The sequence below is a fragment of the Haladaptatus pallidirubidus genome (assembly GCF_020700235.1).
Lineage (GTDB): Archaea > Halobacteriota > Halobacteria > Halobacteriales > Haladaptataceae > Haladaptatus > Haladaptatus pallidirubidus.
In genome coordinates this window covers 420,291-446,368 of record NZ_CP085301.1, presented here as the reverse complement: position 1 = coordinate 446,368, position 26,078 = coordinate 420,291, and the positions used below count along the sequence as shown (strand labels likewise).

The window sequence follows — 26,078 nt, the reverse complement described above, 5'->3', positions numbered from 1 at the left end:
CCTTCGACGGTTGTCGAAATCACGATTGCAACACCGTCGGTCGCGGAATTGCCCCGTCGCCTCCGACTGCTGAGACGGCCTCCGTCGGCCAGTTTCCGGTCTCCGTCAGAATTTCCATTCCCTTCTCGGTGACGAGGACGGTGTCCTCGCTCTTTGCACCTTGTACTGTCGGATTCCACGCGAACGCCATCGGAAGTCGAACGTCCGCATCCGTCGTCGGTGTGGCTATCCACTCCCGCCCGGCGTAGCCCGCGGCCCCGCCCTGATGGTGATTTTTCCACTCGCCTTCGTGGCCGACCTGCTCGTAGGCCGACCGGATTTCCGAAAATACCTCGCTTCCCGTCCCACCTTCCATTCCGACCCGTTGTGTCGCCGTGAGCGCCGTCGCTTCGACCCGCGCCGCGGCGCGGGAGCGCGATTCGAGCCATTCCGGTGGGTCGAACGCCACGGTACGGGTTAGACTGGCGTGGAGTCCCGCCCTCTCCGCGGTGACGGAGACGAGCGCGTATTCGCCCACTTTCGAATCGTCCGGTGTGTAGTGGCGGTATTTTTGCGCGCGTTCGCTTCCGCCGACCAGCGCAACCGGCGTCTCGATTCCTCTGGAATCGAGCGCGCCGCGAACCGCTGACGCCACTTCCCGTTCCGTATCCTCTGGTTCTAACTCCCGGCAGATGGCTTCGACCGCCGCGGCGGTTTCCTGGCCGAGAGCGCGATACGTGTCGATGTCCTCTGGCGTCAGCGGTTGACGCAGTGACGAGGCGTCCACCGACTCGAAGTCCGGCACGTCGAAATCCGCCCCTGCCGGCGTTTTTGCTACTTCTGTGACCCTCTCTGTGAGGCTTTTTTCGTACCAATCGTATTCGGTTACCGGCACCTCGTCCGGAAGTTCCTCGTCGCGCAGGCGCGGGGCTTCGATGTTGTTCGTGATAACACGAAGGACTTCGCCGTCGTAGCCGGCGGCGGCGACTCCCACGTCGCCTTCGCGGTCGATGACGTTGTTCCCCCCGGTGAGCCACGCGAAATCGTTCGGGCGTGCGAACCAGACTGACCGAAGGTCGCGCGCGTCGAGGAGCGCGTCGAGACGGTCCAGTTTCGACATACTCGCTTTGTCGCTCTCGACTCCCTTGAACCTGTTTCTGTCGCGCTCATTGTCAGAGTACATATTATTCCCACAAAACTTATTATTGAATTACAGTAAATGAAGAGTGCCCGCCGCGGTGCCGCCCGCTGGTGGCCTCGCAGTCCTGTTCGGTTCCTGCTGAACCTTCCGCCCCATTCCCCCTTCTCACACTAACCTCTACTGCTTCCCTCCGCTCCCAGTTTCCGGGAAAGTCGGACAGACCTAAGTACGACGCCTCCTAATCCACGGAAAAGGGGATTACCGTGACACGACACGACAGCACCGAGGTGAGCGCCTGATGGGGTCTCGATTCAGGCGATTCGCCGCCTTCACGACGAGTTTGACGTTCGCCCTCATTCTGCTCGGCGTCTACACCGCCGCGGCGGGAGCGGGCCTGTCCTGTAGCGCCCAATGGCCGTACTGTGACGGCGGCCTGCTTCCGCAGACGATTCCAAGTTTCATCGAGTGGTTCCACCGCCTCGTGGCGATGGTGACCGGATTCTTCATCCTCGGAACGACGGTCGGCGCGTGGAAATACTACGACAGCACCCGAATCCGGGTCGCGTCCACCATCGCGCTGGTCGTCCTCCCCGTTCAACTGCTCCTCGGCGGCGCGACCGTCCTCATCTACGGCCCCGCCTCGCAGGTGGCCCACCACGCCGCCGCGATGGTCATCTTCGCCGCGTTGCTGGCGACGACGCTGTGGGCGTACGAGGAACCGGACAAAGACGCATCCTCGACGAGCGAATCGACCGCGGGTTATCCGTCGGACGACTAACAACTCCCGGCGAAAGTTTTAGCGAAATCGTGCGAGAAACCGATAGTAGCTTTCTATACGATGATTGACCATGTAGTATCGGGGGAGAACTACAATGCACAGACGGACCTTTCTCAAGGGGAGTACCGGAGCTATCGTCGGCCTGACGCTCGCCGGGAATGCGGGCGCACAGGACGGAGGCACGGTCAGAATCGGTTCCGACATTCCGTATCGACCGTTCGAGTATCAAACAGCAACGGGTGAACTCGTCGGCTTCGACGTGGACATCGCCGAGGCAATTTTCCAAGGAGAGTTGAATCGGCAGTACGAGTTCGTCCAGACGAGCTTCGACACCATCATTCCGAGCCTCAACAACGGAAACTTCCGCGTCATCATGAGCGCGATGACGATTACGGAAGAACGAGCACAACAGGTCGATTTCTCCGACCCGTACTTTACGGCGTACCAAACCGTCCTCGTCCTGCGGGACGGCGGTATCAACAATCTGCAAGACCTGCGAGGGGAGACGGTCGCGGTGCAGAAGGGGACGACCGGCGAACAGGCCGCGAGACAACTGCAACAGCGTTTTGACGGGAACCTCACCATCGACAGCTACGACCAGATTCCCGACGCCTTCGCCGCACTCGGCAACAATCAGGCCGCCGCGGTTATCAACGACAACACGGTCAACGCCGAGTTCGCACAGCAGAACGATCGAGCCATCCTTCTACAAGGGGAGGGTGCCGCCGAGGAACAAGGCGAGGACGCCCCGCCCTACCTCACGCTCACCACCGAGGAGTACGGCATCGCGTTCCGACGGGACGACGACCAGTTCCGACAGCAAGTGAACGACGCGCTGGCGACGATTCAGGAAAACAGCACGTACGATGAAATCTACAACGAGTACTTCGAAGCCGCGGCGGGAACCGACGGGGGCACGACCAGTGGCTAATCGCCACGGGAGCACGTGATGGCCGAGACGTACACCGACGAAAGAGGAATCGAACAACCGACAGGGGGCGGAGAAGGGTTCCTAACCGATCGACGCGTCAGGTGGATTGGCATCGCCGCAGCGGGTCTCTTCACGGCTGGAATCATCTTTTTCTTGCTTCTCATTTTGACGCAGTTCGTCGATTACGACTTGCTGGTAACCATCATCCCGCAGTTCGTTGAAGCCCTTTTGCTTGTCTTGGAAATAATCCTCATCTCCGGCGTACTTTCACTCACCTTCGGGGTGCTCGTCGGATTGGGCCGCGTCTCTAAGACGAGCTTCACCCAGTCCATCGCTACCCTGTACGTGGAGTTCTTCCGCGGAACGCCGCTTCTATTCCAGTTGTTCGTCGTCTATCTCGGAGTTCCCGCGCTCTGGACGAGCGGCGCGTTCCCGATATCCAACTGGAGCTACGCCGCGGCCATCATCGGTCTCACGCTGAATCACACCGCGTACATCGGCGAGGCAGTGAAAGGCGGTATCAATTCCGTCGCCGAGGGCCAGACCGAGGCGGCGCGGTCGCTCGGCATGTCGTACATCGACTCGATGCGATTCGTCATCCTGCCACAAGCGTGGCGGAACGCGCTGGCGGCCATCGGCAACGACCTCGTCATCCTCGTCAAGGACACCTCGCTGCTGACGGTGTTAGCGATTCCCGAACTCATCAGCGTCTTCCGGAACGTGAATAGCGCGACCTTCGACGCGTGGACGCCCATCGTGGTCGTCTCCGTGGCGTACCTCGTCATCACCGTTCCGCTCGGAAAACTCGTGCGGACGATGGAAACGCGGTCGATGTGGGGGACGGAACGATGAGCGCCGTTCCCGAAGTCGAGTTCGACCACGTTGACAAATATTTCGGCGAGACGCACGTGTTAAAAGACGTGAGCCTCGCCGTCAGTGACGGCGAAGTGGTCGTCGTTGTCGGCCCGAGCGGGAGCGGAAAATCGACGCTCCTGCGGTGTACGAACCGGCTGGAAGAGATTCAGAACGGCGAAATCAGAATCGAGGGACAAGCAATCACCGACCCGGACGTGGACGTGAACCAACTCCGCCAGCACATCGGGATGGTGTTCCAGAGTTTCAACCTCTTCCCGCACAAAACGGCGATGGAGAACGTCGCCCTCGCGCCGGAAGTCGTCAAAGGATTCGACGACGACGATGCCGAAAAATGGGCGAACGCTATGTTAGGCCGCGTCGGTCTCTCCGACCAAGCCCACAAATATCCGAATCAGCTCTCGGGCGGCCAGCAACAGCGCGTGGCCATCGCCCGCGCGCTGGCGATGGATCCGAGCGTCATGCTGTTCGACGAGGTGACCAGCGCGCTCGACCCGGAACTGGTCGGCGAAGTGCTCGAAGTCATGCGAAATCTGGCGGAGGAAGGAATGACCATGCTCGTCGTCACGCACGAGATGGGATTCGCCCGCGAAGTCGGCGACCGCGTCGTTTTGATGTCCGAAGGACGTATCGTGGAGTCGGGGCCACCGCGAGAGTTTTTCGCCAATCCGGAAACGGAGCGTGCAAGACAGTTCCTCGCACGAGTCCACTAAGGGATAATTTTTCTTTTCGAGGGGTTAGTTACCCCGCGTCGAAACCCATTTATTCGCCGATTTGAGAGACACGGTATGGCTCTCGACCAAATCAGCGCGGGTTGGCTATCTGTCGTCCCGGCCGTACTTGCGATTAGCCTCGCGTGGTATTCGCGCGACGCTATCATCGGCTTGTTCGTCGGCGTCGCCAGCGCCGGTGCGGTTTACGGCGCGCTAAAGCCCGCATCTGCGGGCGTTCCACAGGATATGATTGGAGGAGCGTTCGGCCCTACTCTCGGCGCGATATTCGGATTAAAACACGTCCCAACCATCATCGCAACCTCACCTCTCTTTTCGGACGCGTGGTACGTCGAAAACGTTCTGCTCGCCATCTTCGCAATCGGCGGGATGATCGGCCTAATGATTCGCTCCGGCGCGATTCGGGGCGTTCTCGAAGCGCTGGTGAAACGAGCGGACTCGCCCGAAGACGCCGAGAAAGCGGCGTTTCTGGCGGGTATCGCCATCCACATCGACGACTACTTCAACTGCCTCGTCGTCGGCTCGATGATGCGCCCGCTGACGGACAAGTACAACGTCTCGCGGGCAAAACTCGCCTACTACGTTGACAGCGCCGGAAGTCCGGCGGCCCGCCTCGCCTTCTACTCGACGTGGGGCGTCGCGCTCATCGGCTTCATCGGCGGCGGCCTCGAACAGGCCGCGGCACAGAACACGCTTCCCGCCGACATGAGCGGGTACGTTACCCAAAACGGTGACTCGGTGCAGGCCGCGACCGACCAGATATGGCCCCTGTTTTTCAACAGTCTCGCGTTCGGGTTCTACTCGTGGACTGCGCTCATCGTCGCCGCGCTGGTCGCGTGGCAGGTCGTTCCGAACATCTTCGGCATGGCCGACGAGGAAGAACGGGCCAGAAACGGCGGCGGCGTCGTCGGCGACGACCACGACCCCATGATTTCCCGCGTGATGGACGAGTTCGAGATGGCGGACACCGCGACCCCGGACTGGCGCAACTTCGCCATTCCAATCGCCACGATGATTCTCGTCGGCCTCGGCGCGATGTTCTGGCGACCGAATCCGGTCGTCTCCGCCCCGCAGATGAACACCCTGTTTTCGGTGGGGGGCTACCAACTCATCCTCCCGGCGGGCGGCCAGTGGTCGTTCGACATCGGCGGTGTCCAACTCGGCCTCGCGTCCTTCTCCGCGCTGGTCGTCGCGTTCGTTCTGTATCGCCTGAAAGGTGACATTCCGAGCAACAAGGACGCCACCGAGGCGATGACGCGCGGATTCAAGGGAATCCTGCTCGCGGCGGTCATTCTCATGTTCGCCAGTTCCATCCAGAACGCCGTAACGGTGCTCGGCATCTCGGACTTCGTCACGGACTGGTTCTCCGGCGTTCCGGCCTTCCTCGTGCCTGTCGCGCTGTTCCTCGTCACCAGCATGGTCAGTTTCTCCGACGGGAGTTCGTGGGCGACCTACGGTATCATGTTCCCCATCGCCATCCCCGTGGCGTTCTCGACGGGCGCGAACCTGCCACTCGTCATGGGCGCGGTGTTCAGCGGCGGCATCTTCGGCGACCACAGTTCGCCCATCAGCGACACGACGGTGCTCGCGTCCTCGACCAGCGGGAGCGACCACCTCGTCCACGTCAAAACGCAGATTCCGTACGCGATTATCTGCGCGACGATTGCGGGCACGTTGTTCCTCCTCCTCGGAATTACGCTTCCGGAGGGCTTCCGCATCTTCCCGTACTAAAATCGATTTTTAGACGATTTTCGATGGTCTGTTTTTCGACCGTCGGGTAACAGCGTTCAGTGATACGTTTGGCTGTGTGGCGATTACAGCCGTTAAACACGACAACAAAAAATGCAGGGCGGGCAGGCCGTCGGCCTGCCCGCCCAATCCAAGGACGACCTGCCGTTTTCAGGGCGGAAATCTGTCTTTTCGAAATAGTGGTACAGCAGATGGGTCTGCAGTCGGGTAGTAGTATGAAACCCTAGTCGTCCTCGGTTTTACACGAAGTCACCGAAACTGGCCTGCCCGTCGTCTCCACCTGCGTCTCCTTCGTTCTCGCTTTCGGCCTCTTCAGGCTCGTCGTCGTCCGAATCTTCGCCCTCCGACTCGGTTTCTGCTTCCGAATCATTCTCCGCTGAATCGTCCGATTTCGAACCGAAGCTACCTTCGAATGCCCCGCCCGAGTGCTCGACGGCGGCTTGTTCTCTCAACTCCTCGGCGTCCTCGACGATTTGCTGGACTTTGTTCGTCGTTTTCCCACTTCCCGTGACGAACGAAATGTGCTTTTCCTCTAAGTCGTAGCGCGCCGCCATGGCCACAGTCAACTCCCGATTTTTGCAGTGGTGAGTCATCTCCGCGAGATACGGCATGACCCGTCGGGCCGTACTCATGCTGATGCCGCTCTCTTCGGCGATTTGCCGGGCGATGTAGTCACGGGTGTTCCGCGCTCCTTTCGAACTGCCGAGTTTGCGCCAGTAGCTCGGCGGTCCGTAGCGCGTCCATCCACTCTTTTTCCCTCTCCGTGAGGCCGCAACTCCGGCGGTCGCGTTGTCGGTCGCGTAGCGCCAGTAGCGGTAGTTCTGCGTGGCACGAACCCGACCCAGCCAGCGGTCCGCGTTCGCCATGAAGTCGTAGGCGTCCGCGAGTTCCTCGCCCTCGTAATCCTTCGGGACGTTGTCCTCCACCCAGTTGAGCAGGTTGTCCGGCGTCTCGTCCACGTCGTAGGAGGCTTTCAGCGCGCCCTCCGCGTCCTGCTTTTTGATGAGGTCGTCCAGAAAGTCGAAGATACCGTTCGTCGTGTCGCGCTGACCCGTCACCACGTCGTCGGCCGTGAGCTTGCCGTTCGACGCCGCGACCGCTTGCAGGTCGTTCACCGCGGAGCGGAGGTCGCCGCTGTCTTTCTCGGCGATGGCCTCCAACGCCTCCGGTTCGTACTCAATGTTCTCCTGGCGACATATGTCCCGGAGAACCGGCGTGATGCTTCGGGCCGACACGTCGCGGAACTCGATGGTTTCACAGGCGTTTCGCAGGGAGTTCGACATGTCGTAAAACTCGTTTGCGATGAGGATGAGCGGCTGATTCGCCGTTTTCACGACATCCGTAATCGCCCGCGACCCGCCGCGGTCGGCGTTGTGCGTCAGGTTGTCCGCCTCGTCCATGATGACGATTCGCCTGCCCGCCGTGCCGCCGGTTAGCGTGCCGCTTTTGGCCGCCTCGCCCGCGACGCGTTGTATTACGTCGCCGGTTCGCTGATCGCTGGCGTTCAGTTCGATGGTCGGCCATCCCATGTCGTTCGCCAGCGCGTGGGCCGCCGAGGTCTTCCCGACGCCGGGACTGCCGTGGAGAATAACGGCGTCCCCGTGTTCGTCCCACGTCTTTGCCCATTCGTGGAGTTTGTCCCGGGCCTTGTTGTTCCCGCGCACTTCAGAAAGCGTGCTCGGGCGATACTTCTCCGTCCAGTCTACCATTGTGTCGTTCTATGCAGGTGGTGCGTTTAGTGGTTGCGAAGGCTGAACCGAGCGACTCCAAAAAGACTGACCGCTCACAACAGGTTCCCCTCCGCGATCGGAATCACTCGTCCGCCGACCTCCACTTCGATTCCATCCTCGCCCTTCGTCGCCCGAAGGTGGAGGAGCGACGGACGACCCATCTCGTACCCCTGCTCCACTCGAACGTTGATTTCGTCCGAATCGAAGAAGCCGTTGGCGACGAGATAGGCGGCCAGACACCCGTTCGAAGACCCAGTCGCCGGGTCTTCGGGGACGCCGGCGCAATCGGCGAACACCCGCGCGTGCAGGTCGTTTTCGTCCTCGGTTTCCGGCGCGAAGAGCAGCACGTTCAAGTTTCCGTGCGGGTCGATGAGTTCCTCGTAGTACGGTTCGCGGTTCGTTCGCGCTCGCTCGACGGTGTCGAGCGAGCGCAGTGGAACGACGAGCGTCGGCAGTCCAGTCGAAACGAGTTGAACGGGATAGTTGTCATCGATGTCCGCTTCGTCGAGTCCGAGGATGCGGGCCGCGAGCGAGCGGTCGAACGTCCGATCGAACGTCGGCGGGATTTGGCGCATCCAGTACAGTTCGTTCCCGTCCTCGTCCCGTTCGACGTGAACCGGAACGCGTCCCACTCCCAGATTCAGCGTCAGTTCGTCCGGCCGGTCGTCGCGGACGAACTCCCGAATCACGAACGCGGTACCGAGAGTCGGGTGTCCCGCGAACGGAATTTCTTCGGCTGGGTCGAAAATCCGAACGTCGTAGCCGCCGTCTTCGGCCGTCGATTCGATGAACGTCGCCTCGGAGAAGTTAGTTTCCCGCGTGATTTTCTGCATCCCCTCGTCGGACAGCGTCGCGGCCTCGTGAACGACCGCGAGTTGGTTACCTGCGTATTTTTCCTGGGCGAACACGTCCACGACGTGCAGTGGGTTGTCGGGCATAGCTGAATCTGCACTCCGAACCCTGAAATATGCACCTCCGAATTTCGTCCCGCACCTTTTCGCTCGACAGGTCGTAGTTTCTGTGCCATGGGCGATTCCGAAGCAGTGCAGATGAACGAAGAGGAACTAGAAGCGTTTCTGACGGACTGACGAGCAGAAAGGAGATCCGGACAGAGGACTGAGAACGGAAATCGAAATGTGAAGCGACGGTGTGCGAGAGAATATCTATCTGTCAGAAAATTCTTATCCCTGTGACCTGTCGTCCGTGCTATGTTCCCCGAACGCATCGAGACGGAACGCCTCGTACTGGAAGCGCTGACGCACGAGAACGTCGATGTGTTCGAGCTGTATCAGCACAACGCACACGATGCACCCGACATCGACGAGGTTACCGAATTCGTCCCGTGGGAACCACACGCCACGCCGAAAGAGACGAAGGATTTCATCGACGCCGCGGCGAAAAATCGCGCCGAAGGCGAAGGTGCGGAGTTCCTAATTCGTCTACAGGAAGGTGAGAAAGGAACTTCGTCGCACGACACTGGCACCGACGAAATCGTCGGATTGGCCGGCATCAACGTCGAATGGGAGCGTCGGACGGGCACGCTGGGTATCGGGCTTCGTAAACCTTTCTGGGGGCGCGGCTACTCCGGCGAGCGCGCCGACGCACTGATTGAACTCGCGTTCGAAACGCTCGACCTCGAACTGGTCGCCGTAGATCACTTCGACGGCAACGAGAAATCGAAACGGGCCATCGAAAAGTACGTCGAGGCACACGGTGGCCAGTATGACGGGATACTCCGCAACTGGTATCCAGACGGCGACGACGTCCGCGACGCCCACCGCTACACCGTCACGCGCGAACAGTGGCTGGAAAACCGCGAGAAAAAAGAAAGCCGTGACGAGGTCACGGAGCCATGACAGACCTCTTCCCCGAACGCCTCGAAACGGATCGGCTGGTGCTGGAACGACTGTGTCGCGAAAACGTCGATATTATCGACTGGTATCGACTCTGTTCGCACCGCGAGGCAATCGAGGAGGAGACGAAATATCTCACGTGGGACCCCCACGCCACGCCGAAGGCAACGCTCGATTTCGTCACTGACTGCGAGGAAGCGTGGGAGGACGATTCTCGGGGGACATACGTGGTTCGCCCAAAATCCGGCGAAGACGGTGCGGGCGAGTTCGCGGGCAACACCGGCCTGACCATTGACTGGGAGAAACAAACCGGTACCCTCGGCATCTGGCTTCGAAAGCGATTCTGGGGCCGGGGTTACTCAGGCGAGCGCGCCGCCGCGCTCGTGGAACTCGCCTTCGACCGCCTCGATTTGGAACTCGTGTCCGTGACCCACGAAGCGGGTAACGAGAAATCGCGCCGAGCCATCGAGAAGTACGTCGAACGATTCGGCGGCCAGCATGATATTCTGATCCGAAACGCTGGCACCCGACCCGACGGGACGACGTACGATTCGCACCGCTACTCCATCACGCGGGAGCAGTGGTAGGCGAGCCGTGAAAATGGTAACGACCAATGACCGATCGGTTCGACGTTCACGCGATGCGCCACCGCCTGAAACTAAAGCGGGATGTCGGACACACCTCCCTGTTCGAAAACCGCGGTTCGGTGGTCTGTCCGTCGTGCGAGGAACCGTTTGCCGAGGTGCTGATAACTGAACAGCGAGAACACAGCTTTCAACCGACTGGTTCGATGCGATTTTGCGTCGTTCGAGAAGATGACCGGATTCTACTATTCACACACGAATCGTGAAAATGAGTTTCGTGTCGGCGGTTCGATATTCGTTAGGATTTGTACTTCGCAATCAGCGTCCACAGGCCGAAGCCCATCCCGGTTCCGGCCGCGGAAAACGTCAGCCCCATCGAGAGGAATGCCAGTGTTTGCACGAACAACACGGCTACCGACGGAACGCTGGTTCGAAGCGGTACCCGCGCCTCTTCGTCCCGAATTGTCGGGATGAGCGAAATCATGATGACGATACTACCCGCTAGGAAGACGTACTCTTGCCACATTGTTTCTAACCTCCTGCCGCGCCCCGGGGGGAGAGAGTAACGGGGGGTTGGCAGGCGTTATACAGAGATTAACTCGGACTCGAATAAATATCTCGATTTGGAATGGGATTTTGAACGATTTATAACCCTGGAGGTGTGCTATCGAATCTCGTGCAACTCAGTCTCGTGCTCTCGGTTCAGTTGCGAAATCCGACTCACAGCTTTCTGGCGACCATCTCGCCCCAATGTTCGAAGCCGTAACGGTCGTAAAACGACTGTGCGCGGTCGTTTTCTCGGTCAACGTCGAGGACGAGTCTGTCCAGCGGAAGGGACTGGTCGCGAGCGAGTTCGATTGCGGCGTCCATCAAATCGTCCGCGACGCCGGTTCCGCGGTGTTCGGGTCGGACGAAAATCTCGTTGAGAACCGCCGCATCCCAGATGAACGCGAGTCGTGCGGGGAGAACGAACACGTAGCCCGCGAGTTCGCCATCTTCGGGGCCGTCGTCTGTACTATCTCCGGCGACGGTGACGCAGCGTTCGTCGTCCGCTACGCATCGCCCGACCCAGTTGAGGTACTCCTCGCGGTAGTCGTCGGTCAGTTTCTCGCTGTAGATTTCGGCTTTGTCCTCCGCGCCCGTGCCTTCGCCGAGTCCGAGTTCGAAGCCGCGCTTGAGTTTCCACAACTGCTTCGCGTCGGTTTCGGTACCGTCGTAGGGTCTGATTTCCATACTCTCTGTCGATGTGGGGAGGGCTTACTTGTTGCGTGATTCCCAGAGGCGAAAGCCGACGATACCGAAACTCATTGCGCCCAACAGGAGTTGTCGGCCGCTCCTGACGATTGGAAAGACGCGCTCTTTTTCCGCCGGGTCGGGCCCCCGTGCGAGGTCGAATCCGGTTCGGTAGTGCGTGTTCGCCGTCGAACCGTGGGCCTGCGGTTGGATGAACGTCTGGACGACACCCTCCTGATTCGAGAACTGCAGCTTTCCGGAGACGCTGTAAAACTGGTCGTGAACCGGATAGAACGCGTTCACGCCGTTGGTAACCAAATCCAGTCCGATTCCCGCGACCAGGAGCGAAACGAGACTCACCCACGCGACTCGAACCCCGTAGGCCCCCCAGCGCCGACGAATCCAACTTCCGCCGATTTTGTCCGTGAGCAGGAGCGTTCCGGCCCCCATCGGTAAAAGAAGTGTGTGAAACACGGCTCTGTGTCCCCCCGGAATCCACAACCCGACCAGCGTATCGAGGTCGGGGAGCGCGGCGGCGACCATCACCACTATCGCTGCTCGACTATCGAAATGGTCGGAAAGTAGTGACGTGGCGAGCAATCCCGCCACCGCGACGTGTACGACCACTGATGGCATCAAACGGTGGACGACAGCGTTGTGCATAGTAATTGTCCGACATCGGGCGGCGTAGGTCGGTCGTACGTTTCGATACGGAACCGGTACGTTCGGGTTTCCGTCGGTTATTTCCGGCTGCTCTTGATGTGGGCGTGTTTGAGGAAGTTCATTGGGGCATTTCTGACGTTCTGAAATCGGATTTCTTCGGACAGGTGGCTTTTGTGACTCTGCCATGCACAACCTGAATTTCGATACCCGGTAACCGATTTTTCTCGTGGGCTTCGTTCGAAAATGCCGACTCCGATGAGACCGCCACCGCTTCCGCAACCGCGCTCGCGGTTTCACCGTCGTTTCGCGACTCAGCCGTTCAACTGCCCGCGAAACTGCGCGTTTCGCGCTACTTACAAGCGAGGTTTGGAAGAAATCTCGTCCCCTCCACACCTCCCCGCTAGCGCGGGAGTACACTCGCGCCTCACTTCGTTCGTCGCTCACGGCTTCGCCGTCGTCTCGCGGCAAGGCCGCGAGTATGGGACGGTTGCGATTCCATTGGAGTCAACAAGCCTCGACGCCATTCTTACAAAAGCGAGGTAACTCCCGATCAGTCCTCTCGCTGTAGCGGTCATTCAGAGTCGGCAATTCATACCCGTACTCCGGATTAGACGACATAGTTCGACCACCAACGCTGAAACCATCCCGTTTTTCGAAGTTTCGACGGGTGTCGAAGGGTACTTTCGATATGTTTTTCCGTGCCACTGCCACATCCAAATCCATGACAGATGCGCGCCGGACGCTCGCGGAACAAATCGCGGGTGAAATCACCTTGAGCGACGACCCCGGGGCGACCCTCAGGAAGTGGCGCACGGATTTCGACGTGTCTCAGACCGCGCTCGCAGACCACCTCGAAGTATCCTCGTCGGTCATTTCGGACTACGAAAGCGGGCGGCGCGAGAATCCCGGAATCGGCGTCGTTCGCCGAACGGTTACGGCGCTGTTGGACATCGACCAACAGAGAGGCGGCGACCGAATCCGTCAGTACGCCCGCGTCCTCTCGGCGGGATTCGACAGTACCATCGTAAACGATTTGCGCGAATATCCGACGACCGTTCCCCTCTCGCAGTTGTACGAATCCATCGACGCGACGGAAATCGCATCGGGTGCGAAAGACGAAATCACGGGTCACACCGTCATCGACAGTATCGAAGCCATCACTCGACTCTCCAGTGAGGAGTTCTACCGCCTCTACGGTCAGAGCACGAGTCGCGCACTCGTTTTCACGAACGTCACGCGCGGGGAGTCACCGCTGGTCGCCATACGCGTCGTCAATCCGACGCCGAACGCGGTCGTCCTCCACGGACTCGACGCCGACAACCTGTGGGAACACGCGTCGAAACTCGCACAACTGGATGGCTTCTCGCTGGCCGTCACCGACTGCGATAAGGAGGCGATGGTCGATGCCATGCGCGACCTCGCTGTATAAGCGGTGACGCGTGTGTCACGGGGGGGTCTGAACGACGACACACGTAAACGGTGGCGTGGTGAAGGCGAGATTTAAACTCAATCAGACGTGTCTTGTTTATATAATGAGCGCAGCGAAATCCCACGAAGGTGTCGGGGCAAACTGTCCGACGTGCCCGTGGTGTGACGAACGCATCGACCAACAGGCTACTGATATTCGCATCTCCTCTCCGGGTCGATGTCCGCCATCCCATACGTGGCACCTCCACGTCGAATGTGCTGGCCAGTGGCGCGATTTCGTCTCGCACCTTAGAACGCTCGCCGGACGCGGCGCATTCGGAACGCTCGTGGAAGGGCCGCTTTCCGGCGACGTGAACGAGATGGTCGAATGGAACGATTCCTAACACGAACTAAAATATATTTTAGCTAACATTTTTCCGAATCGGGCACCTTTGCTTCTACATGCCCGAGTCACTATCCGATTCGACGCTCAAAACCGGAACGACCACGGTTGCCCTGACGACCGGCGACGGCGTTCTGCTCGCCGCAGACCGCCGCGCCAGTCTCGGCGGCCGGTTCATCTCCAACAAGAAGATGATGAAAATAGAGCAGGTTCATCCGACCGCCGCGATAACGCTCGCTGGTGGCGTCGGCGACTTGCAATCGTTCGTTCGAACGCTCCGAGCCGAAACGAGTCTCTACGAATCTCGTCAGGGAACAACTATCGACATGTCCGCGCTCGCAACGCTCACCGGAAACCTCCTCCGGAACGGACAGTTCCGCGGAGCACACCCGATCCTCGGCGGCGTCGATGCGACTGGCCCCCGCGTCTACGAATTGGACGCAGGTGGGGGCGTCATGGAATCGGACTACGTCGCGGGCGGGAGCGGTATGCAACTCGCCTACGGCGTCCTCGAACGCGAGTACGAATCGAACCTCCCGACTGACTCCGCCCGCCGCGTCGCAGTCCGGGCAATCGAGAGCGCCGCGGAGCGCGACACCGCGAGCGGCAACGGTGTCACGATAGCGACCGTCACGGGAGAGGGCGTCGAAATTCGGAGTCACGACAGCTATGAGGGCGACGATACCAACTCCGAGGAGATGGCGGCATGAACGGCCAACAACAGCAGGCCTACGACCGCGGGACGAACATCTTCTCGCCCGACGGGAGACTGTATCAGGTCGAGTACGCCCGCGAGGCGGTCCGCCGAGGAAGCGTCAGCGTCGGCATTCGCGGCGACGACGGCGTCGTTCTGGCCGCGAGCAAGCGCGTCCGGTCGCCCCTGCTCGAAGCGGACGGGGTCGAAAAGCTCCACAAAATCGACACGCACCTCGGCGTCGCCAGCGCGGGCCACGTCGCAGACGCCCGACAACTGGTGGATTTCGGCAGACGACGCGCGCAAACCGACCGGTTGCGCTACGACCAACCGATGGCCGTCGAACCGTTTACGAAAGCCGTCACCGACCACGTACAGGAGTACACGCAGCAGGGAGGGGCAAGGCCGTTCGGCGCGGCCCTGCTGGTCGGCGGGGTGGACACGAATTCCGAGGGCGAGGTGCATCCTCGCTTGTTCGAAACCGACCCCTCGGGAACACCCTACGAGTGGCAGGCCACGGCAATCGGGGCGGACGACGACGCGGTTCGAGAGTATCTCGAAGCGAACTACGGCCCCGACGTCTCGGTCGATTCGGGCATCGAACTCGCACTTTCCGCGCTCGCGGACGCGCGAGGCGAACCGTTCTCGCCCGAAGAAGTCGATGTGGTGATTATCGACCCGACGTACCGCGAACTCGACATCGATGCTCGTCGAGAAGCTTTAGAATCGCTCGACCTGCTCGCCGACAGAGCGTCGTAAACAGTCGCCTTTCGTCGCGGCTCGCTACGACGCCGCTCCCGAACTCGTCGTTTCCTGTACCGTCACCACGTCGAGGGTTTCGGCGACGAACAGGGACAGCAGATTTCCGTCGAGTTCCGTCGAAACCCGCACGCACCACGGCTCTTCGGAGACAACCGCTTCGCGCCACTCCTCGCCGACGTTCCAGACGGGGCGCTCCCGGATGTCTTTGTCGTGGCGGTGGTAGAACGAGATAACTTCGGGATGTTCGAGCACCGCTAAGGTCACCGGCGAGCGAAGCCGACAGCCGCAACGGTCACAGTCGAATCGAACCTGCGGACGACTGTTTTCCTTGGATTCGCTACTCGTATCCGAGTCGAAATACCCTATTCGGGCGTCCGCCGGGGCACTGCACTCCGGACAGACTCCATCGGACATGAGCGACAGGCGATAACGATGGTGTCGGTCGAACGCCGTCAGCAGGCCGTCCCGGTCGTGCGCGCGGTGGCCGCCGGGCGGAAACGGAAGCGTGAGCGTCGGCTTATCGCAGGCCGAACACTCGATGACGACGTAGTTGTCCTCGCCGCGGGCTTCGAAGGATTCTTCGCGGCAAAAGGGGCACGGGTCGTCCACTTCGATAGGGTCGAAATCAACGCTGTCGGTGTAGGTTCCGGCGCGAATCGCGCGGGCGATTTCGCGCCCAGCGTAGGTCAGGGCGTAGCCCCTCTCGGTTTTCCGAATGAAGTGGTCGGTCAACTGCCGGAGGTGATAGGAAAATCCCGCCGTGTTGTCGGCGCTGGTGGCCTCGAATAGTTCCGAGAAGGCGAGGGTGTCCACTCCATCTGCCTCCGCGTCCACGAGCGCGCGGAGCACGGCCATCCGGATTTCGTTGCCGAGAACCGAGAAGGCGTCCGTCGGGTCTGCTCGGTCTTCGTTCTCGGGAGCGATGGTTTCGGGCAGTTCGTCCGCCGATTGCGTCTCCGACTCGATTTCGGTCATTTTGGTGGTGGAGGATTTTTTGATTGGCGTGCGATTCCAGGTGTGTTCCTTGGTTGCACAGTGGGTGCCGACTCGGATAAATCGTTTGTCTACAGAAACGTCGATGGGTAGTCTGTGGATTTTCTGTTGAGAGAATGGAAGTTTTTGGTGACGGCGTGTCGTTTACTTGTGCAGGCAATAGGTCACGCCCTCGCTCGTCATTCGCTCCTTTCAGTCGCTCATTCCTCGTTCGCCCGTTGCCTCCAGGCCGCCAGAGGGCCGAGTGCGCTGCACTCGGCCCTCAAGGGATTGGTCGTCATTCCACTGGATGTCGGAAGGTGAATTTCCACAGAAAACGGCCAACCGAATTTGGGTTGGACGGGCAGGCCACTGGCCTGCCCGTCCTGCGGTTCCTGGAGGCAACGGGCGAGCGACGGAATTCTCGTGAGCGACGGTGGAGCGAACGAGAGCACGGACGAGCTTGTCTCTTCCGGTGGGAACGAGTGGCGAAGCCATGAGTGACTAACCGAGCGAGGGCGTGGCCTATAGCCAGCACCAGCAGTTAACACTCCTGAACCAACCTCCTCGGTAGCTCAAATACACGAAAAAATCTGCTACTACAGAAACGAACACTTCAAAAAACGCTATTCGTCACACTCCCTATCGCCTTACTCCACGTATTCGTAGGTTCGCTCGTCCATCTCGCCGCGGCCCGTGAAGATGAACTCGTCTTCGGGTTCCGTGAAGTCGCCGAGTTCCACGCGCTTGTCGTGGTTGTGGCGGTCGTGCACCTGCTCGTACTCCTCGAAGGAGAGGTTGTAGCGGTCGCGAATCTGCTCGTCGATGGTGAAATCGCCGATTTCCTCTTTCCAATCGTCCTGCACGGTTTCGGCGTGGATTTCGGCTTGCGCGCCGCTACCGTAGGAACCGACGAGGAGTCGCTTGCCGGTCACATCGATGTCGTTGTCCGCGGCGTACTGAAGGGCCGAAGCGCGGGCGATGTGAACCGAGCCGGTGTACCAGTTGCCGACTTCGCGGGAGATGCCGAGCGTCGGGTCGATGGTTTCGCCGTACCATTCTCGGTACTGGTCGGTCGATTTGAGTTCGTCCATGTACGCGAGGATGGCCTCCTCGTAGGCCTCGCGGTCGTCGTACTCCTCCTCGCGAGGTTGGCGGCCGATTTCCTCCGCCAGTTCGTCTTCGACGTCCGTGCCCCGAATCATGTGCCGGTAGCCGAGCAATCCCGCTTTTCGAACCATGCCGGGGAACGGCGTGTGGAACGGGATGTACTCGAAATCATCGGGGTGGGTATCCCCCGAGACGCTCTCGAAGTCTTCGAGGGCTTCGCGCATCCGGGCGAGGTACACCTGCATCGAGCGTTTGCCGTCCACGCTCGGGAACTGCTGGTTGGGCTTCAGGAAGTCGGTTTCGTCGGCGCTGCCGTAGCCCTGCTCCGTGGACATCTCCACGAGGCTCGGGTCTTCGCTGATGAGCATGGCGACCGCACCCGCTCCCTGCGTCGCTTCGCCGGGGTCGCCGCGTGCGTAGAGCGCCGTGTCGGTGGCGACGACGAGCGCGGAGCGCCCGCGGTTGCGTCCCGCCTTAATCCAGTTGTAGGCGTCGTCTAAGCTCTGTGTTCCCGCGATGCAGGCGAACTTTCGCTCTCCCTTGTTCGCGTGGTGGAAGTCGCCGTCGTACACCTGTTCGAGACAGCCCGCGATGTACGTCGAAACCGGCTTGGAGTTGTCGAACGCACTCTCCGTCGCCACGTCGATGCGGCCGATATCCTCGGGCGCCAGTCCCTTGCGCTCCATGAGGCGGTAGGCCGCGTTCGCGCCCATCGTCACGATGTCCTCGTGCGCGTCGGGAAACGAACTGGCGTACAGTCCCAGCCCCTTCGTGTACTTCTCCGGGTCTTCGTCCTTCACGGGAGCGAAGGTTTCCGGCAGGTCGAGTTTCAGCTTTCCAGTCCAGATTTCGATGGCGTCGATACCGACGGCTGTCATTCTTGCCATCACGTTGTCTAACGTGGTATAAGTGTTTGTCGATGAAAGTATCGACAGCCGTCGAAACGATTACCGCCACGGATCTTCCGCGGTGAACGTCACGTCTTTTGACGACCCGTCGGCGAAGTACAGCGTTACGGTGACTTCTCTGCCACTCATCTCTGCCGGTTGTCTGTTCTACTTTTTGAACTCGAACAGATAGGCCGTCGCCGTTGAACCACCGCCAATTTCCGCGTTTCCGGTGAGGCTGGCTTTCGTTCCGAGCTCGTAGGCGGCGGATGGGTTCTGTGAGTCACGCCAGCCACCCATTTCGAGATAGCCGGACTCCGTCGCTTCGACGTATATCTCGTTCTGACCGTCCCCGCTGCTACCTCCTGCCTGCTCGTGAATCACCTTTGCAGGACCGCTTTCGACGGACACTTTCATATCGGTCACCGTTACGGTCTCCGACCCGGTGTTTTCGAACTGGAACTGCGCTCCCGTCGTCTGACCACCGTTCGCCTTCGCTAGTCCACTGTCGGAGACGTATTCGATATCCCCGGCGCTACCATCCCCACCCGGCGGACCATCGTCGGGTGGGCCATTCCCGCCGTTCCCGTTTCGTCCGACTGCGGTAACGTCGAACGCGAGCGTTTCCTTTCGCTCCGTATCGAACTCCTCGTCCGCCGACGGCACGTCGTCGATACTGGTTCGGACTTCGACATCATCGCTACTCCCGGAACAGATTGGAGGTGGTAAGAAACTGTCGCAATTCCGTCACTCCCAGTCGTCATTCGCACGGTTTGACCTGTTTCGGTTCCGTTGTCGAGTTCGTGCGACGTACTCGGGGTCGAATCGGCGAGCGTAACGTTCACGCTCGCCCCGGAAACGGGATTGTTGTACGTATCTCTGACTTCGACGGCAAGCTGTGTCTGGCTTCCTTCGGAGACACTCATACCGGTACCGGAGACGCTCGTTACGTAATGTGCTTGGCTACTTTCCCCGCCCGCCCCGATGCCGACCTTCGCCATCCGGAGGTCGTAAGTGACGTATTTCCCACTCGCATCGGTTCCGAGGAGCGTTAGCCGGAGGATACCGTTTTCGACGCTAACGTCGGCTACGTAGCCCCCCGGTTCCGAAACCATCTGATTGGCGAGCAGGTCGTTCCATTTTTCCTCGTTCAAACCGGTCGAAACCCGTATCGTCACGTTTCCGTCCCCGTTCGACCGCACGGGAATCGACCGCATTTCCGTGGTCGATGGGCTAAGCGCCTGCGGGTCGATGCTCATCGTCGCGGATTGGGATTCCGACAGCGACCCGTCGAGCGTAACGAGCGTGATACTCCGCCCGTGAACGAGTTGCTGGCCGGTCAGAGTCGCGTTCCCCTCGTTCGCACGGTTGTAGACAACCGCGTTTTCCAACACGGTGTCCGGCGCATTATCGTACTGATTGTAGTTCGGCTCGTACACAAGCGAGCGCGTGGAAAACGAGAGATTCGTCCGACTGCTGTCCAAATAATCCGCCGTCTCGGGCGAGCGTGCGGTGACGTTTTCGATGCCGACTGTGCCTGAATTAGCCGTTCGCAGCGTCCCCGACGACGGCGGCGGGTTGATGAAGAACATTCGACTCGGATACTGCGTCCCGAGGGTTACCGAGATCGGTCGGCTCGTTCCGGTCGCACCCGTCCGAACCACGGCGTTACGAACGTCCTGCATCTGACCCTGTATCTGCTTGCTGTGTCGAAATTCGATCTCAGCGTTCTGGCTCGGAATCGCGGTCGCTTGATACAGCGACATGGCGACGATGAGCGTGGCGAACAGCAAAACCGTCCCTACCTGCACGGTTACCGCACGCTCATCCGCCCAGAACGTCATGAATGGGACAGATACAGGAAAAGGATAAAAAACCTGTTACTCGATTACTCCCCGTCTTCTTCGACGACTTCGGGGTCGCTCATCGCGCTGAGGAGGCTGTCGAGGCCGTTTACCCACTCCGTCACCAGTCCGTACTCCATATCCTCCGTGATGGACATATCAAGCTCGTCACCTGCGATAATTCGCGTTCCTCCGGCGGAGACGAGCCCGAGCGCGGAGTCCAAATCTTCCGCGTTCTCGGCTTTCTGGGCTTCGAGGATGTACTCCTCGACTTCCGCGTCCTCGGCGGGACCGTGTGCCACGTACTCCTCCGAAGCGTAGAAGACACAGAGAAGGCTCGTCTGGACGCCGTCGATAAGCATCGCTTTTTCCTCGTCCTCGAACTCGACTTCCGCGAGAACTGTTTCGCGGATGTCCGTGAGTTCGGAGAGGGCCGTCTCCTCGCCGATGTCGTCGTCGTCGTAGGCGGTGACGATTTTGGCGACGGCGATTGCTACGTCGTCCTGAAGGTTGAGGAGCAGGCGCGCGGAATCCTCGTTCTCCGGATCGATGTCCTCGTCCTTGATTCTGTCCAGCCAGTTCTGCCAGCGTTCTTCGGAGTAGAACTCCTCTGGAGGAGCGCTCATACCTTTCCCCTGCGTAGCACGATAAATAGGCCTTTCCTTCGGTCCGCGTCTATCGGGAGAGCGTTTCGAGCGTATCCACACCGTACACCCGCTCTGGCGTGGAAACGTGGGCCGTTCGAATCCCGTCGTCGTACCCTCGCTCTTGCATCCAGCTCACCCTCCGCGGAACCGTTTTCGGTCCCATCACCGCACCCGGTCTGTCGGGGTCATCGACGAAATCCGTCTCCATCAGGAACGGTTCGCCACGCTCCACGGCGACCGTTAACCGCTCTTTTTCGCTCATCACGCTCGGCGTCACGCCCGACAGTTTCCCCCCCGCGTAATGCTTTACGACTCGCTCGGGCGCGAGGCCAGCATCCTCGGCCCACTCGGCAACGTCGGTGAGATCGTCGGTTCCCTCCGTGTGCAGTTGAACCGCACATCCCGTTTCCGCGCCCAACTCCAGCGCGCGCCGGAGCACGGCGTTCGAGGCGTTCCACACCTCGTCGGCCACGTCGTAATGGGGTCGTCCCGATTTCAGGGCGATGGCGGAACCCGCCGCGACGTACTCGTTTGCGACTTCCAATCCTGCTTGCATCAGGTCGCGCGCGTCGGCGGGTGGGTATCCCCGGTCGTCAACCAGTTTCGAAATGAGACCGGGATGGACGCCGAGGACGGGCCACGCTTTTCCGGGAAGAATTTCGTTTGCGCGCGCGCCGACTTCGACGGTGGTGTCGAACGTCATTCTGAAATCGTCGCCTTTCTCGGCTTCCACGCCGAGCAACCACGAGGGCTTGTTGACGACGAAGAGGTGCGTGCCGCCGCTTCGGGCGAAATCTTTGACCGCTTCGATACCCCGTCCGTGTTCAGGGTCTAAATGCAGGTGGTTGTCGAGTACCGGCGTGCCGAGGTCGTTCATGCCTGACCCCTCACGCTCCGAGGAAAAAACGCCTACTCTTCTTCGATGACGAACGCGTCGTGGGCGGCGTTTTGGAGCGCGTCCGAGCGCCCGTACTCGCCCGGCGCGATGGCCACCGTCCGGATGCCGTTTCGGGCCGCTTTCTCCAGCACCGGTTTGAAATCCGTATCCCTCGACGCGATGGCGAGCGCGTCCACGCGCTCGTCCAGTGCGAGTTCGGTCGCGTCGATGGCGAGTTTTACGTCCACGTCGCCGCTCGTTATCACGACTTCGAACCCGCGCGCTTCCGCCGCCTGAATCAGTCCGGGAGTCGCGTGCTCGTCGAGGTAGAGTCGGGAAACGACGAGTTGACCGAGTTTTCGTCCTGCCGTTCGAACGTCGTCCAAATCCACGTCAAACTCGTCGCGGAGCACGTTCGGGCCATCGACGAACAGCGCGACGGTCGTGTCGTCGTCGTCACTCGTTCCGCCGAGTACCGACCGCAAGCCGCCAGTCATGTGCCGGACTAGTGGATACCCGGACAAAGCCGTGGCGATTCTCCTCGCCGTCGAAGCCGTTTAGAACGCCGCAGATTGTTGCATGTTTGATGTATGCCATTGTCACTTGACGTGGGTATCAGTTAGTTCCTTATCTCCCAATCTTCATTTATTGGTCTACTCTTACATATTTCTTAATCGAATAGATAAAATTTAAATATAATAGAGGGGTTTGTTAGCGTGCTGTATGGCAGACGACAACACATCTCGATTTGACAGGCGGACATTCCTGAAAACGACCGGTGCAGTCGGTGCTGCTGCAGCCCTTGGTGGGGTTACTGCGGCGACGCCAGGTCGCGAACCAGGACCGAAGAAGGACGAAGTGCTGGTCGGCGTCTCTGCCGGTGAAGGGGACATCGAACAGAAAGTTGCCCAATACACGATGGGCAATGCGGAAATAGTTCACAAAAACGACGAGCTTCGATACGTCGCGGTAAAAGTTCCCGGCAACGAGACTGCTCGCGAGAACTTCATCAGTGCTATCGAGAAGCGCGACGGCATCAAGTACGCCGAGAAAAACGAGACGCTCTCGACGCAACTGACGCCGAACGACCCGCAGTTCGGCGACCAGTACGCGCCACAACAGGTCGGTTCCGACCGAGCGTGGGACACGACGCTCGGTTCTTCCGACGTGACCATCGCAGTCGTGGACACGGGTGCACAGTACGACCATCCCGACCTCGCCGCGAACTACAAATCTAACCCCGGCTACGACTTCGCCGACGACGACTCCGACCCGTACCCGGACGCACCGAGCGACGAGTACCACGGTACCCACGTTTCCGGCTGTGCGTCCGCCGTCATCGACAACGGCGCCGGTGTCGCCGGACAGAGTAACTCCTCGCTCATCAACGGCCGCGCGCTCGACGAGGGCGGGAGCGGTTCCACGTCCGATATCGCGGACGCTATCGAGTGGGCCGCAGACCAAGGTGCGGACATCATCAACATGTCCCTCGGTGGTGGCGGATACAACAGCACGATGAAAAACGCCGTGTCGTACGCGAACAACCAAGGGTCGCTCATCATCTGTGCCGCGGGTAACAACGGAACTGGCAGCGTCTCCTACCCGGCGGCCTACGAGGAATGTATGGCCATCTCCGCCGTGGACAGCAACGAGAACCTCGCATCGTTCTCCCAGTACGGCGACATCGACCTCGCCGCACCCGGTGTAGACGTTCTCTCTACGACGACGGAAGCCCGCGGAAGTTACGAGAAACTCTCGGGTACCTCGATGGCGACGCCAGTCGCATCCGGTGTCGCCGGTCTGGCCCTCGCACAGTGGTCGAGCCTCTCGAACAACGAACTTCAGAGCCACCTGAAGGCCACGGCGAAAGACATCGGTCTTTCGTCGGACAAGCAGGGTGCGGGACAGGTTGACGCCTACAACGCGGTTACCACGCAGCCCGGTGACGGCGGTGGCGGTGGCGACGACCCCGGTGACGGCTCCACGACCGAAACGGTCAGCGGCTCGCTGTCGAGCTACGCCGACTACGACGACTACTCGTGGAACTGGGAGTACAGCAGTCCAAGTCAGATTGTCGTCGAGCTCGACGGCCCGTCCAGCGCCGACTTCGACCTCTACGTCAACGAAGGCACGACGACCAACGCGAGTCCGAGCAACTACGACTACGCATCCACGAGCACCAACAGTCAGGAATCCATCACCATCGACAATCCGGACACCTCGACCGCGCTCCAGATCGACGTGGACTCCTACAGCGGTTCGGGGAGCTACGACCTGACCATCACGGAGTACCAGTAAGCACCCGTTTCGATTGTTCCTTTCTTTTTCGTTCTATCGTCCAACGAGTGGCAACCATTTTTTACGATACGGCTCCGGTTTCATGACATCCCTGACCGGAGGACATCCGACTGTCGGTGATTCGGCTTTAATACTTAATTACGCACCGTGCAAACCAACTGCCATGGTCGCACCATCGGGAATCGAGTCGGGTCTCATCGACTTGTTGGCGGTTTTCATCATCGCGGGCGGCGTCGGCGTCTTCGTCGCCAAAGTCGGGCGGTTTCCGTACACCATCGCCCTGCTTCTCGCCGGACTCGGCGTATCGATACTCGGCCTCGATATCGACATCGTTCTTTCGCACGACCTCATCTTACTCGTTCTCCTTCCGCCACTTCTGTTCGAAGGGGCGGCGACGACCGACTTGGGACGCTTTCGTGAGAACATCGTCCCCGTGTTGGCGCTCGCAGTTCCGGGCCTGGTTCTCTCCGTTGTCGTTCTGGGATGGGTCGGAAGCTACGCCTTCGGCTATTCCCTGTTACTCTCCCTGTTGCTCGCCTCGATGATTCTCCCGACCGACCCGGTTTCGGTTCTCGCCTTGTTCGAGGAACTCGGCGCGCCGGAGCGATTGTCCGTATTGGTCGAGGGTGAAAGCCTGCTCAACGACGGCGTCGGCGTCGTTATCTTCTCGACGCTGTTCGTGCTGGTGACCAATTCCGAAAGCATCTCGCCGACCGTCATCGCAGACGCGGGTATCGAAATCGTCACCGCCAGTCTCGGCGGATTGCTCGTCGGTCTCGCCTCGGGGTATCTCATCTACCGCATCATGGTCAATCTGGACGAGCATATGACCGAAATCGTTCTCACGCTCATCCTCGCCTACGGCAGTTTCTTGTTGGCCGAACATTACCTGCACGTCAGCGGCGTTATCGCCACCGTCACCGCGGGTCTCTTCATCGGCAACCGCGGCGCGGAGTACGCGATGAGTCCGCAGACGAAGATATCCGTCTTCAACACGTGGGAGACGGCGGCCTTCCTCGTCAACACGCTCATCTTCGTTCTCATCGGCGCGAAAACTCCTATCGCGCAGATGCTCGACAACTGGCAGATAATCTGCATCGCCATCGCGCTGACGCTGGCGGTTCGCGCGCTCGTCGTCTACCCGATTACCGGTCTCGTCAACCGCTACAGCAACCGAACCGTGCCGTTCTCGTATCAACACGTGATGGTCTGGGGCGGGCTTCACGCCTCGATTCCAATCGCGCTCGTGCTCGGTCTTCCCCCGGACTTCCCGCGCGTTACCGAACTGCGCTCTATGGTGTTCGGCGTCGCGGCGTTCAGCCTCGTCGTTCAGGGGCTAACCATGGGCCGATTGCTCGACCGACTCGGCGTCGTCACCCGGAGCGAATCCAAGGAACTGTACGAACTCCTTCTCGGTCGTGCGCGCGCGGTGGATTCGGCACTGAACGCCGCGGAGCGACTGCACGACAAGGGCGAACTCCCCGGCGGAGTGTACGAGGATTTCCGCGGTGAGTACGAACGCGAAAAGGACGACTTGAACGCCGCGATTTCCCAACTACTGATGAACAACCCCGACCTCCGTCGGGAGGAACTCCTCGTCGGGGAGCGTCGCGTCCTGAAAGAGGAAAAAAGTGCCATCATGGACGCGATGCGCTCCGGCGTCGTCAGCGACGACGTGGGCGAGCGACTGCTGGAGGAAGTCGACCTCAAACTCGACCGCGTTGACAGCGGTGAGAGTACGGCTCGGGAGAACCCGGAAAAAGAAGGCTACACGGAGTTTTGGCGCGTACGCGCGGACGAGTACGGTTTGTCTTCCAGCAACGACTGAGCGCACCCAAAACGACTGAACCGAACGTTCAAATACCGAAACGGAACCAGTTCGAATCGGCCGACAACGCGAATACACCAGTTGGCCTGACTACCAATGACTTG

At 60.0% G+C, this 26,078-nt stretch carries 28 protein-coding genes; 14 read left to right on the top strand and 14 right to left on the bottom strand.

Translation table 11 applies throughout. The features are described 5' to 3' along the window. Nucleotides 1-19: 19 nt before the first annotated feature. Nucleotides 20-1,099 carry a M24 family metallopeptidase gene (locus tag LIX15_RS02565; RefSeq protein ID WP_227776955.1) on the bottom strand — a complete coding sequence of 360 codons (1,080 nt, stop codon included), beginning with the start codon at nucleotides 1,097-1,099 and terminating at the stop codon, nucleotides 20-22. Nucleotides 1,100-1,418: 319 nt separating this feature from the next. Between LIX15_RS02565 and LIX15_RS02560 the strand changes: the two genes are divergently transcribed. From LIX15_RS02560 to LIX15_RS02540, 5 genes are all read left to right on the top strand, one after another. Continuing rightward, a complete protein-coding gene (locus LIX15_RS02560) occupies nucleotides 1,419-1,898 on the top strand; it encodes a COX15/CtaA family protein (protein WP_227775946.1) in 480 nt (159 codons plus the stop codon). Between the two features lie 94 nt (nucleotides 1,899-1,992). Further along, on the top strand, nucleotides 1,993-2,829 hold the full coding sequence (locus LIX15_RS02555) for a transporter substrate-binding domain-containing protein (protein ID WP_227775945.1): 837 nt from the start codon (nucleotides 1,993-1,995) through the stop codon (nucleotides 2,827-2,829). Nucleotides 2,830-2,847: 18 nt separating this feature from the next. Further along, the gene (locus tag LIX15_RS02550; protein ID WP_227775944.1) at nucleotides 2,848-3,681 is read left to right on the top strand and encodes an amino acid ABC transporter permease; all 834 of its coding nucleotides are present in this window, start codon (nucleotides 2,848-2,850) and stop codon (nucleotides 3,679-3,681) included. Next, nucleotides 3,678-4,415 carry an amino acid ABC transporter ATP-binding protein gene (locus LIX15_RS02545; RefSeq protein ID WP_227775943.1) on the top strand — a complete coding sequence of 246 codons (738 nt, stop codon included), beginning with the start codon at nucleotides 3,678-3,680 and terminating at the stop codon, nucleotides 4,413-4,415. Before LIX15_RS02550 ends, LIX15_RS02545 begins: the two co-directional genes overlap by 4 nt. A gap of 75 nt (nucleotides 4,416-4,490) precedes the next feature. Continuing rightward, nucleotides 4,491-6,164: a Na+/H+ antiporter NhaC family protein gene (locus LIX15_RS02540; protein WP_227775942.1), complete on the top strand. Its 1,674-nt coding sequence runs from the start codon at nucleotides 4,491-4,493 to the stop codon at nucleotides 6,162-6,164. A 257-nt stretch (nucleotides 6,165-6,421) separates the two neighbouring features. Here the strand turns inward: LIX15_RS02540 and LIX15_RS02535 are convergent, their stop codons facing one another. Together LIX15_RS02535 and LIX15_RS02530 are read right to left on the bottom strand one after the other, a co-directional pair. Beyond that, nucleotides 6,422-7,891, bottom strand: a complete 1,470-nt coding sequence (locus LIX15_RS02535; protein WP_227775941.1) for a replication factor C large subunit — start codon at nucleotides 7,889-7,891, stop codon at nucleotides 6,422-6,424. Nucleotides 7,892-7,965: 74 nt separating this feature from the next. Then, nucleotides 7,966-8,850 carry a PhzF family phenazine biosynthesis protein gene (locus tag LIX15_RS02530; RefSeq protein WP_227775940.1) on the bottom strand — a complete coding sequence of 295 codons (885 nt, stop codon included), beginning with the start codon at nucleotides 8,848-8,850 and terminating at the stop codon, nucleotides 7,966-7,968. A gap of 270 nt (nucleotides 8,851-9,120) precedes the next feature. Between LIX15_RS02530 and LIX15_RS02525 the strand changes: the two genes are divergently transcribed. Genes LIX15_RS02525 through LIX15_RS02515 form a run of 3 tightly spaced genes read left to right on the top strand, consistent with a single transcriptional unit; the run spans nucleotide 9,121 to nucleotide 10,615 of the window. Continuing rightward, nucleotides 9,121-9,768 (top strand): GNAT family N-acetyltransferase, encoded by a 648-nt coding sequence (locus LIX15_RS02525; protein WP_227775939.1) that lies wholly within the window; start codon nucleotides 9,121-9,123, stop codon nucleotides 9,766-9,768. Continuing rightward, the gene (locus tag LIX15_RS02520; RefSeq protein WP_227775938.1) at nucleotides 9,765-10,352 is read left to right on the top strand and encodes a GNAT family N-acetyltransferase; all 588 of its coding nucleotides are present in this window, start codon (nucleotides 9,765-9,767) and stop codon (nucleotides 10,350-10,352) included. The genes LIX15_RS02525 and LIX15_RS02520 overlap by 4 nt, the downstream gene beginning before the upstream one ends. 26 nt (nucleotides 10,353-10,378) lie before the next feature. After that, a complete protein-coding gene (locus LIX15_RS02515; protein ID WP_227775937.1) occupies nucleotides 10,379-10,615 on the top strand; it encodes a DUF7385 family protein in 237 nt (78 codons plus the stop codon). Between the two features lie 32 nt (nucleotides 10,616-10,647). Here the strand turns inward: LIX15_RS02515 and LIX15_RS02510 are convergent, their stop codons facing one another. The 3 genes from LIX15_RS02510 to LIX15_RS02500 all read right to left on the bottom strand — a co-directional run bounded on the left by LIX15_RS02510 (nucleotide 10,648) and on the right by LIX15_RS02500 (nucleotide 12,218). Beyond that, nucleotides 10,648-10,875, bottom strand: coding sequence for a hypothetical protein (locus LIX15_RS02510; protein WP_227775936.1), 228 nt, complete (start codon nucleotides 10,873-10,875; stop codon nucleotides 10,648-10,650). A 194-nt stretch (nucleotides 10,876-11,069) separates the two neighbouring features. Further along, nucleotides 11,070-11,582 carry a GNAT family N-acetyltransferase gene (locus LIX15_RS02505; protein WP_227775935.1) on the bottom strand — a complete coding sequence of 171 codons (513 nt, stop codon included), beginning with the start codon at nucleotides 11,580-11,582 and terminating at the stop codon, nucleotides 11,070-11,072. 24 nt (nucleotides 11,583-11,606) lie between these two features. Beyond that, the gene (locus LIX15_RS02500) at nucleotides 11,607-12,218 is read right to left on the bottom strand and encodes a metal-dependent hydrolase (RefSeq protein WP_227775934.1); all 612 of its coding nucleotides are present in this window, start codon (nucleotides 12,216-12,218) and stop codon (nucleotides 11,607-11,609) included. A 748-nt stretch (nucleotides 12,219-12,966) separates the two neighbouring features. Here LIX15_RS02500 and LIX15_RS02495 point away from each other — a divergent pair. The 4 genes from LIX15_RS02495 to psmA all read left to right on the top strand — a co-directional run bounded on the left by LIX15_RS02495 (nucleotide 12,967) and on the right by psmA (nucleotide 15,508). After that, nucleotides 12,967-13,674, top strand: coding sequence for a helix-turn-helix domain-containing protein (locus LIX15_RS02495; RefSeq protein WP_227775933.1), 708 nt, complete (start codon nucleotides 12,967-12,969; stop codon nucleotides 13,672-13,674). Nucleotides 13,675-13,777: 103 nt separating this feature from the next. Beyond that, on the top strand, nucleotides 13,778-14,056 hold the full coding sequence (locus tag LIX15_RS02490) for a hypothetical protein (protein ID WP_227775932.1): 279 nt from the start codon (nucleotides 13,778-13,780) through the stop codon (nucleotides 14,054-14,056). 58 nt (nucleotides 14,057-14,114) lie between these two features. Beyond that, complete coding sequence (locus LIX15_RS02485; protein WP_227775931.1) at nucleotides 14,115-14,765, top strand: proteasome subunit beta; 651 nt, start codon at nucleotides 14,115-14,117, stop codon at nucleotides 14,763-14,765. After that, nucleotides 14,762-15,508, top strand: a complete 747-nt coding sequence (gene psmA, locus LIX15_RS02480; protein ID WP_227775930.1) for an archaeal proteasome endopeptidase complex subunit alpha — start codon at nucleotides 14,762-14,764, stop codon at nucleotides 15,506-15,508. Before LIX15_RS02485 ends, psmA begins: the two co-directional genes overlap by 4 nt. Before the next feature lie 24 nt (nucleotides 15,509-15,532). Here the strand turns inward: psmA and LIX15_RS02475 are convergent, their stop codons facing one another. From LIX15_RS02475 to LIX15_RS02440, 8 genes are all read right to left on the bottom strand, one after another. Continuing rightward, nucleotides 15,533-16,486 carry a winged helix-turn-helix domain-containing protein gene (locus LIX15_RS02475; protein ID WP_227775929.1) on the bottom strand — a complete coding sequence of 318 codons (954 nt, stop codon included), beginning with the start codon at nucleotides 16,484-16,486 and terminating at the stop codon, nucleotides 15,533-15,535. A 210-nt stretch (nucleotides 16,487-16,696) separates the two neighbouring features. Then, nucleotides 16,697-16,981, bottom strand: a complete 285-nt coding sequence (locus LIX15_RS02470; protein WP_227775928.1) for a hypothetical protein — start codon at nucleotides 16,979-16,981, stop codon at nucleotides 16,697-16,699. Nucleotides 16,982-17,133: 152 nt separating this feature from the next. Continuing rightward, complete coding sequence (gene hmgB, locus LIX15_RS02465; protein WP_227776954.1) at nucleotides 17,134-18,471, bottom strand: hydroxymethylglutaryl-CoA synthase; 1,338 nt, start codon at nucleotides 18,469-18,471, stop codon at nucleotides 17,134-17,136. Between the two features lie 177 nt (nucleotides 18,472-18,648). Then, on the bottom strand, nucleotides 18,649-18,906 hold the full coding sequence (locus LIX15_RS02460) for a hypothetical protein (protein ID WP_227775927.1): 258 nt from the start codon (nucleotides 18,904-18,906) through the stop codon (nucleotides 18,649-18,651). Between the two features lie 71 nt (nucleotides 18,907-18,977). Next, nucleotides 18,978-20,324, bottom strand: coding sequence for an Ig-like domain-containing protein (locus tag LIX15_RS02455; protein ID WP_227775926.1), 1,347 nt, complete (start codon nucleotides 20,322-20,324; stop codon nucleotides 18,978-18,980). A 44-nt stretch (nucleotides 20,325-20,368) separates the two neighbouring features. Further along, entirely contained in the window at nucleotides 20,369-20,950 is a 582-nt protein-coding gene (locus LIX15_RS02450) for a DUF2150 family protein (RefSeq protein WP_227775925.1), read from the bottom strand. Between the two features lie 49 nt (nucleotides 20,951-20,999). Further along, nucleotides 21,000-21,848, bottom strand: a complete 849-nt coding sequence (locus tag LIX15_RS02445) for a TatD family hydrolase (RefSeq protein ID WP_227775924.1) — start codon at nucleotides 21,846-21,848, stop codon at nucleotides 21,000-21,002. Nucleotides 21,849-21,880: 32 nt separating this feature from the next. Next, nucleotides 21,881-22,345: an NYN domain-containing protein gene (locus LIX15_RS02440; protein ID WP_227775923.1), complete on the bottom strand. Its 465-nt coding sequence runs from the start codon at nucleotides 22,343-22,345 to the stop codon at nucleotides 21,881-21,883. A gap of 226 nt (nucleotides 22,346-22,571) precedes the next feature. Between LIX15_RS02440 and LIX15_RS02435 the strand changes: the two genes are divergently transcribed. After that, nucleotides 22,572-24,146, top strand: coding sequence for a S8 family serine peptidase (locus LIX15_RS02435; protein ID WP_227775922.1), 1,575 nt, complete (start codon nucleotides 22,572-22,574; stop codon nucleotides 24,144-24,146). Between the two features lie 163 nt (nucleotides 24,147-24,309). Next, nucleotides 24,310-25,974 carry a Na+/H+ antiporter gene (locus tag LIX15_RS02430; RefSeq protein ID WP_227775921.1) on the top strand — a complete coding sequence of 555 codons (1,665 nt, stop codon included), beginning with the start codon at nucleotides 24,310-24,312 and terminating at the stop codon, nucleotides 25,972-25,974. The last annotated feature ends 104 nt before the right edge of the window (nucleotides 25,975-26,078 follow it).

Excerpts from the sequence above, each read along its gene's own strand:
- LIX15_RS02445 (WP_227775924.1), bottom strand. The coding sequence starts at position 21,848 with ATGAACGACCTCGGCACGCCGGTACTCGACAACCACCTGCATTTAGAC.
- LIX15_RS02495 (WP_227775933.1), top strand. The coding sequence starts at position 12,967 with ATGACAGATGCGCGCCGGACGCTCGCGGAACAAATCGCGGGTGAAATC.
- LIX15_RS02430 (WP_227775921.1), top strand. The coding sequence starts at position 24,310 with ATGGTCGCACCATCGGGAATCGAGTCGGGTCTCATCGACTTGTTGGCG.
- LIX15_RS02560 (WP_227775946.1), top strand. The coding sequence starts at position 1,419 with ATGGGGTCTCGATTCAGGCGATTCGCCGCCTTCACGACGAGTTTGACG.
- LIX15_RS02535 (WP_227775941.1), bottom strand. The coding sequence starts at position 7,891 with ATGGTAGACTGGACGGAGAAGTATCGCCCGAGCACGCTTTCTGAAGTG.
- LIX15_RS02470 (WP_227775928.1), bottom strand. The coding sequence starts at position 16,981 with ATGGCTTCGCCACTCGTTCCCACCGGAAGAGACAAGCTCGTCCGTGCT.
- LIX15_RS02440 (WP_227775923.1), bottom strand. The coding sequence starts at position 22,345 with ATGACTGGCGGCTTGCGGTCGGTACTCGGCGGAACGAGTGACGACGAC.
- LIX15_RS02555 (WP_227775945.1), top strand. The coding sequence starts at position 1,993 with ATGCACAGACGGACCTTTCTCAAGGGGAGTACCGGAGCTATCGTCGGC.
- LIX15_RS02520 (WP_227775938.1), top strand. The coding sequence starts at position 9,765 with ATGACAGACCTCTTCCCCGAACGCCTCGAAACGGATCGGCTGGTGCTG.
- LIX15_RS02455 (WP_227775926.1), bottom strand. The coding sequence starts at position 20,324 with ATGACGTTCTGGGCGGATGAGCGTGCGGTAACCGTGCAGGTAGGGACG.
- hmgB (WP_227776954.1), bottom strand. The coding sequence starts at position 18,471 with ATGACAGCCGTCGGTATCGACGCCATCGAAATCTGGACTGGAAAGCTG.
- LIX15_RS02510 (WP_227775936.1), bottom strand. The coding sequence starts at position 10,875 with ATGTGGCAAGAGTACGTCTTCCTAGCGGGTAGTATCGTCATCATGATT.
- LIX15_RS02450 (WP_227775925.1), bottom strand. The coding sequence starts at position 20,950 with ATGAGCGCTCCTCCAGAGGAGTTCTACTCCGAAGAACGCTGGCAGAAC.
- LIX15_RS02500 (WP_227775934.1), bottom strand. The coding sequence starts at position 12,218 with ATGCCATCAGTGGTCGTACACGTCGCGGTGGCGGGATTGCTCGCCACG.
- LIX15_RS02490 (WP_227775932.1), top strand. The coding sequence starts at position 13,778 with ATGAGCGCAGCGAAATCCCACGAAGGTGTCGGGGCAAACTGTCCGACG.
- LIX15_RS02435 (WP_227775922.1), top strand. The coding sequence starts at position 22,572 with ATGGCAGACGACAACACATCTCGATTTGACAGGCGGACATTCCTGAAA.
- psmA (WP_227775930.1), top strand. The coding sequence starts at position 14,762 with ATGAACGGCCAACAACAGCAGGCCTACGACCGCGGGACGAACATCTTC.
- LIX15_RS02540 (WP_227775942.1), top strand. The coding sequence starts at position 4,491 with ATGGCTCTCGACCAAATCAGCGCGGGTTGGCTATCTGTCGTCCCGGCC.
- LIX15_RS02550 (WP_227775944.1), top strand. The coding sequence starts at position 2,848 with ATGGCCGAGACGTACACCGACGAAAGAGGAATCGAACAACCGACAGGG.
- LIX15_RS02530 (WP_227775940.1), bottom strand. The coding sequence starts at position 8,850 with ATGCCCGACAACCCACTGCACGTCGTGGACGTGTTCGCCCAGGAAAAA.
- LIX15_RS02475 (WP_227775929.1), bottom strand. The coding sequence starts at position 16,486 with ATGACCGAAATCGAGTCGGAGACGCAATCGGCGGACGAACTGCCCGAA.
- LIX15_RS02515 (WP_227775937.1), top strand. The coding sequence starts at position 10,379 with ATGACCGATCGGTTCGACGTTCACGCGATGCGCCACCGCCTGAAACTA.
- LIX15_RS02485 (WP_227775931.1), top strand. The coding sequence starts at position 14,115 with ATGCCCGAGTCACTATCCGATTCGACGCTCAAAACCGGAACGACCACG.
- LIX15_RS02565 (WP_227776955.1), bottom strand. The coding sequence starts at position 1,099 with ATGTCGAAACTGGACCGTCTCGACGCGCTCCTCGACGCGCGCGACCTT.
- LIX15_RS02505 (WP_227775935.1), bottom strand. The coding sequence starts at position 11,582 with ATGGAAATCAGACCCTACGACGGTACCGAAACCGACGCGAAGCAGTTG.
- LIX15_RS02525 (WP_227775939.1), top strand. The coding sequence starts at position 9,121 with ATGTTCCCCGAACGCATCGAGACGGAACGCCTCGTACTGGAAGCGCTG.
- LIX15_RS02545 (WP_227775943.1), top strand. The coding sequence starts at position 3,678 with ATGAGCGCCGTTCCCGAAGTCGAGTTCGACCACGTTGACAAATATTTC.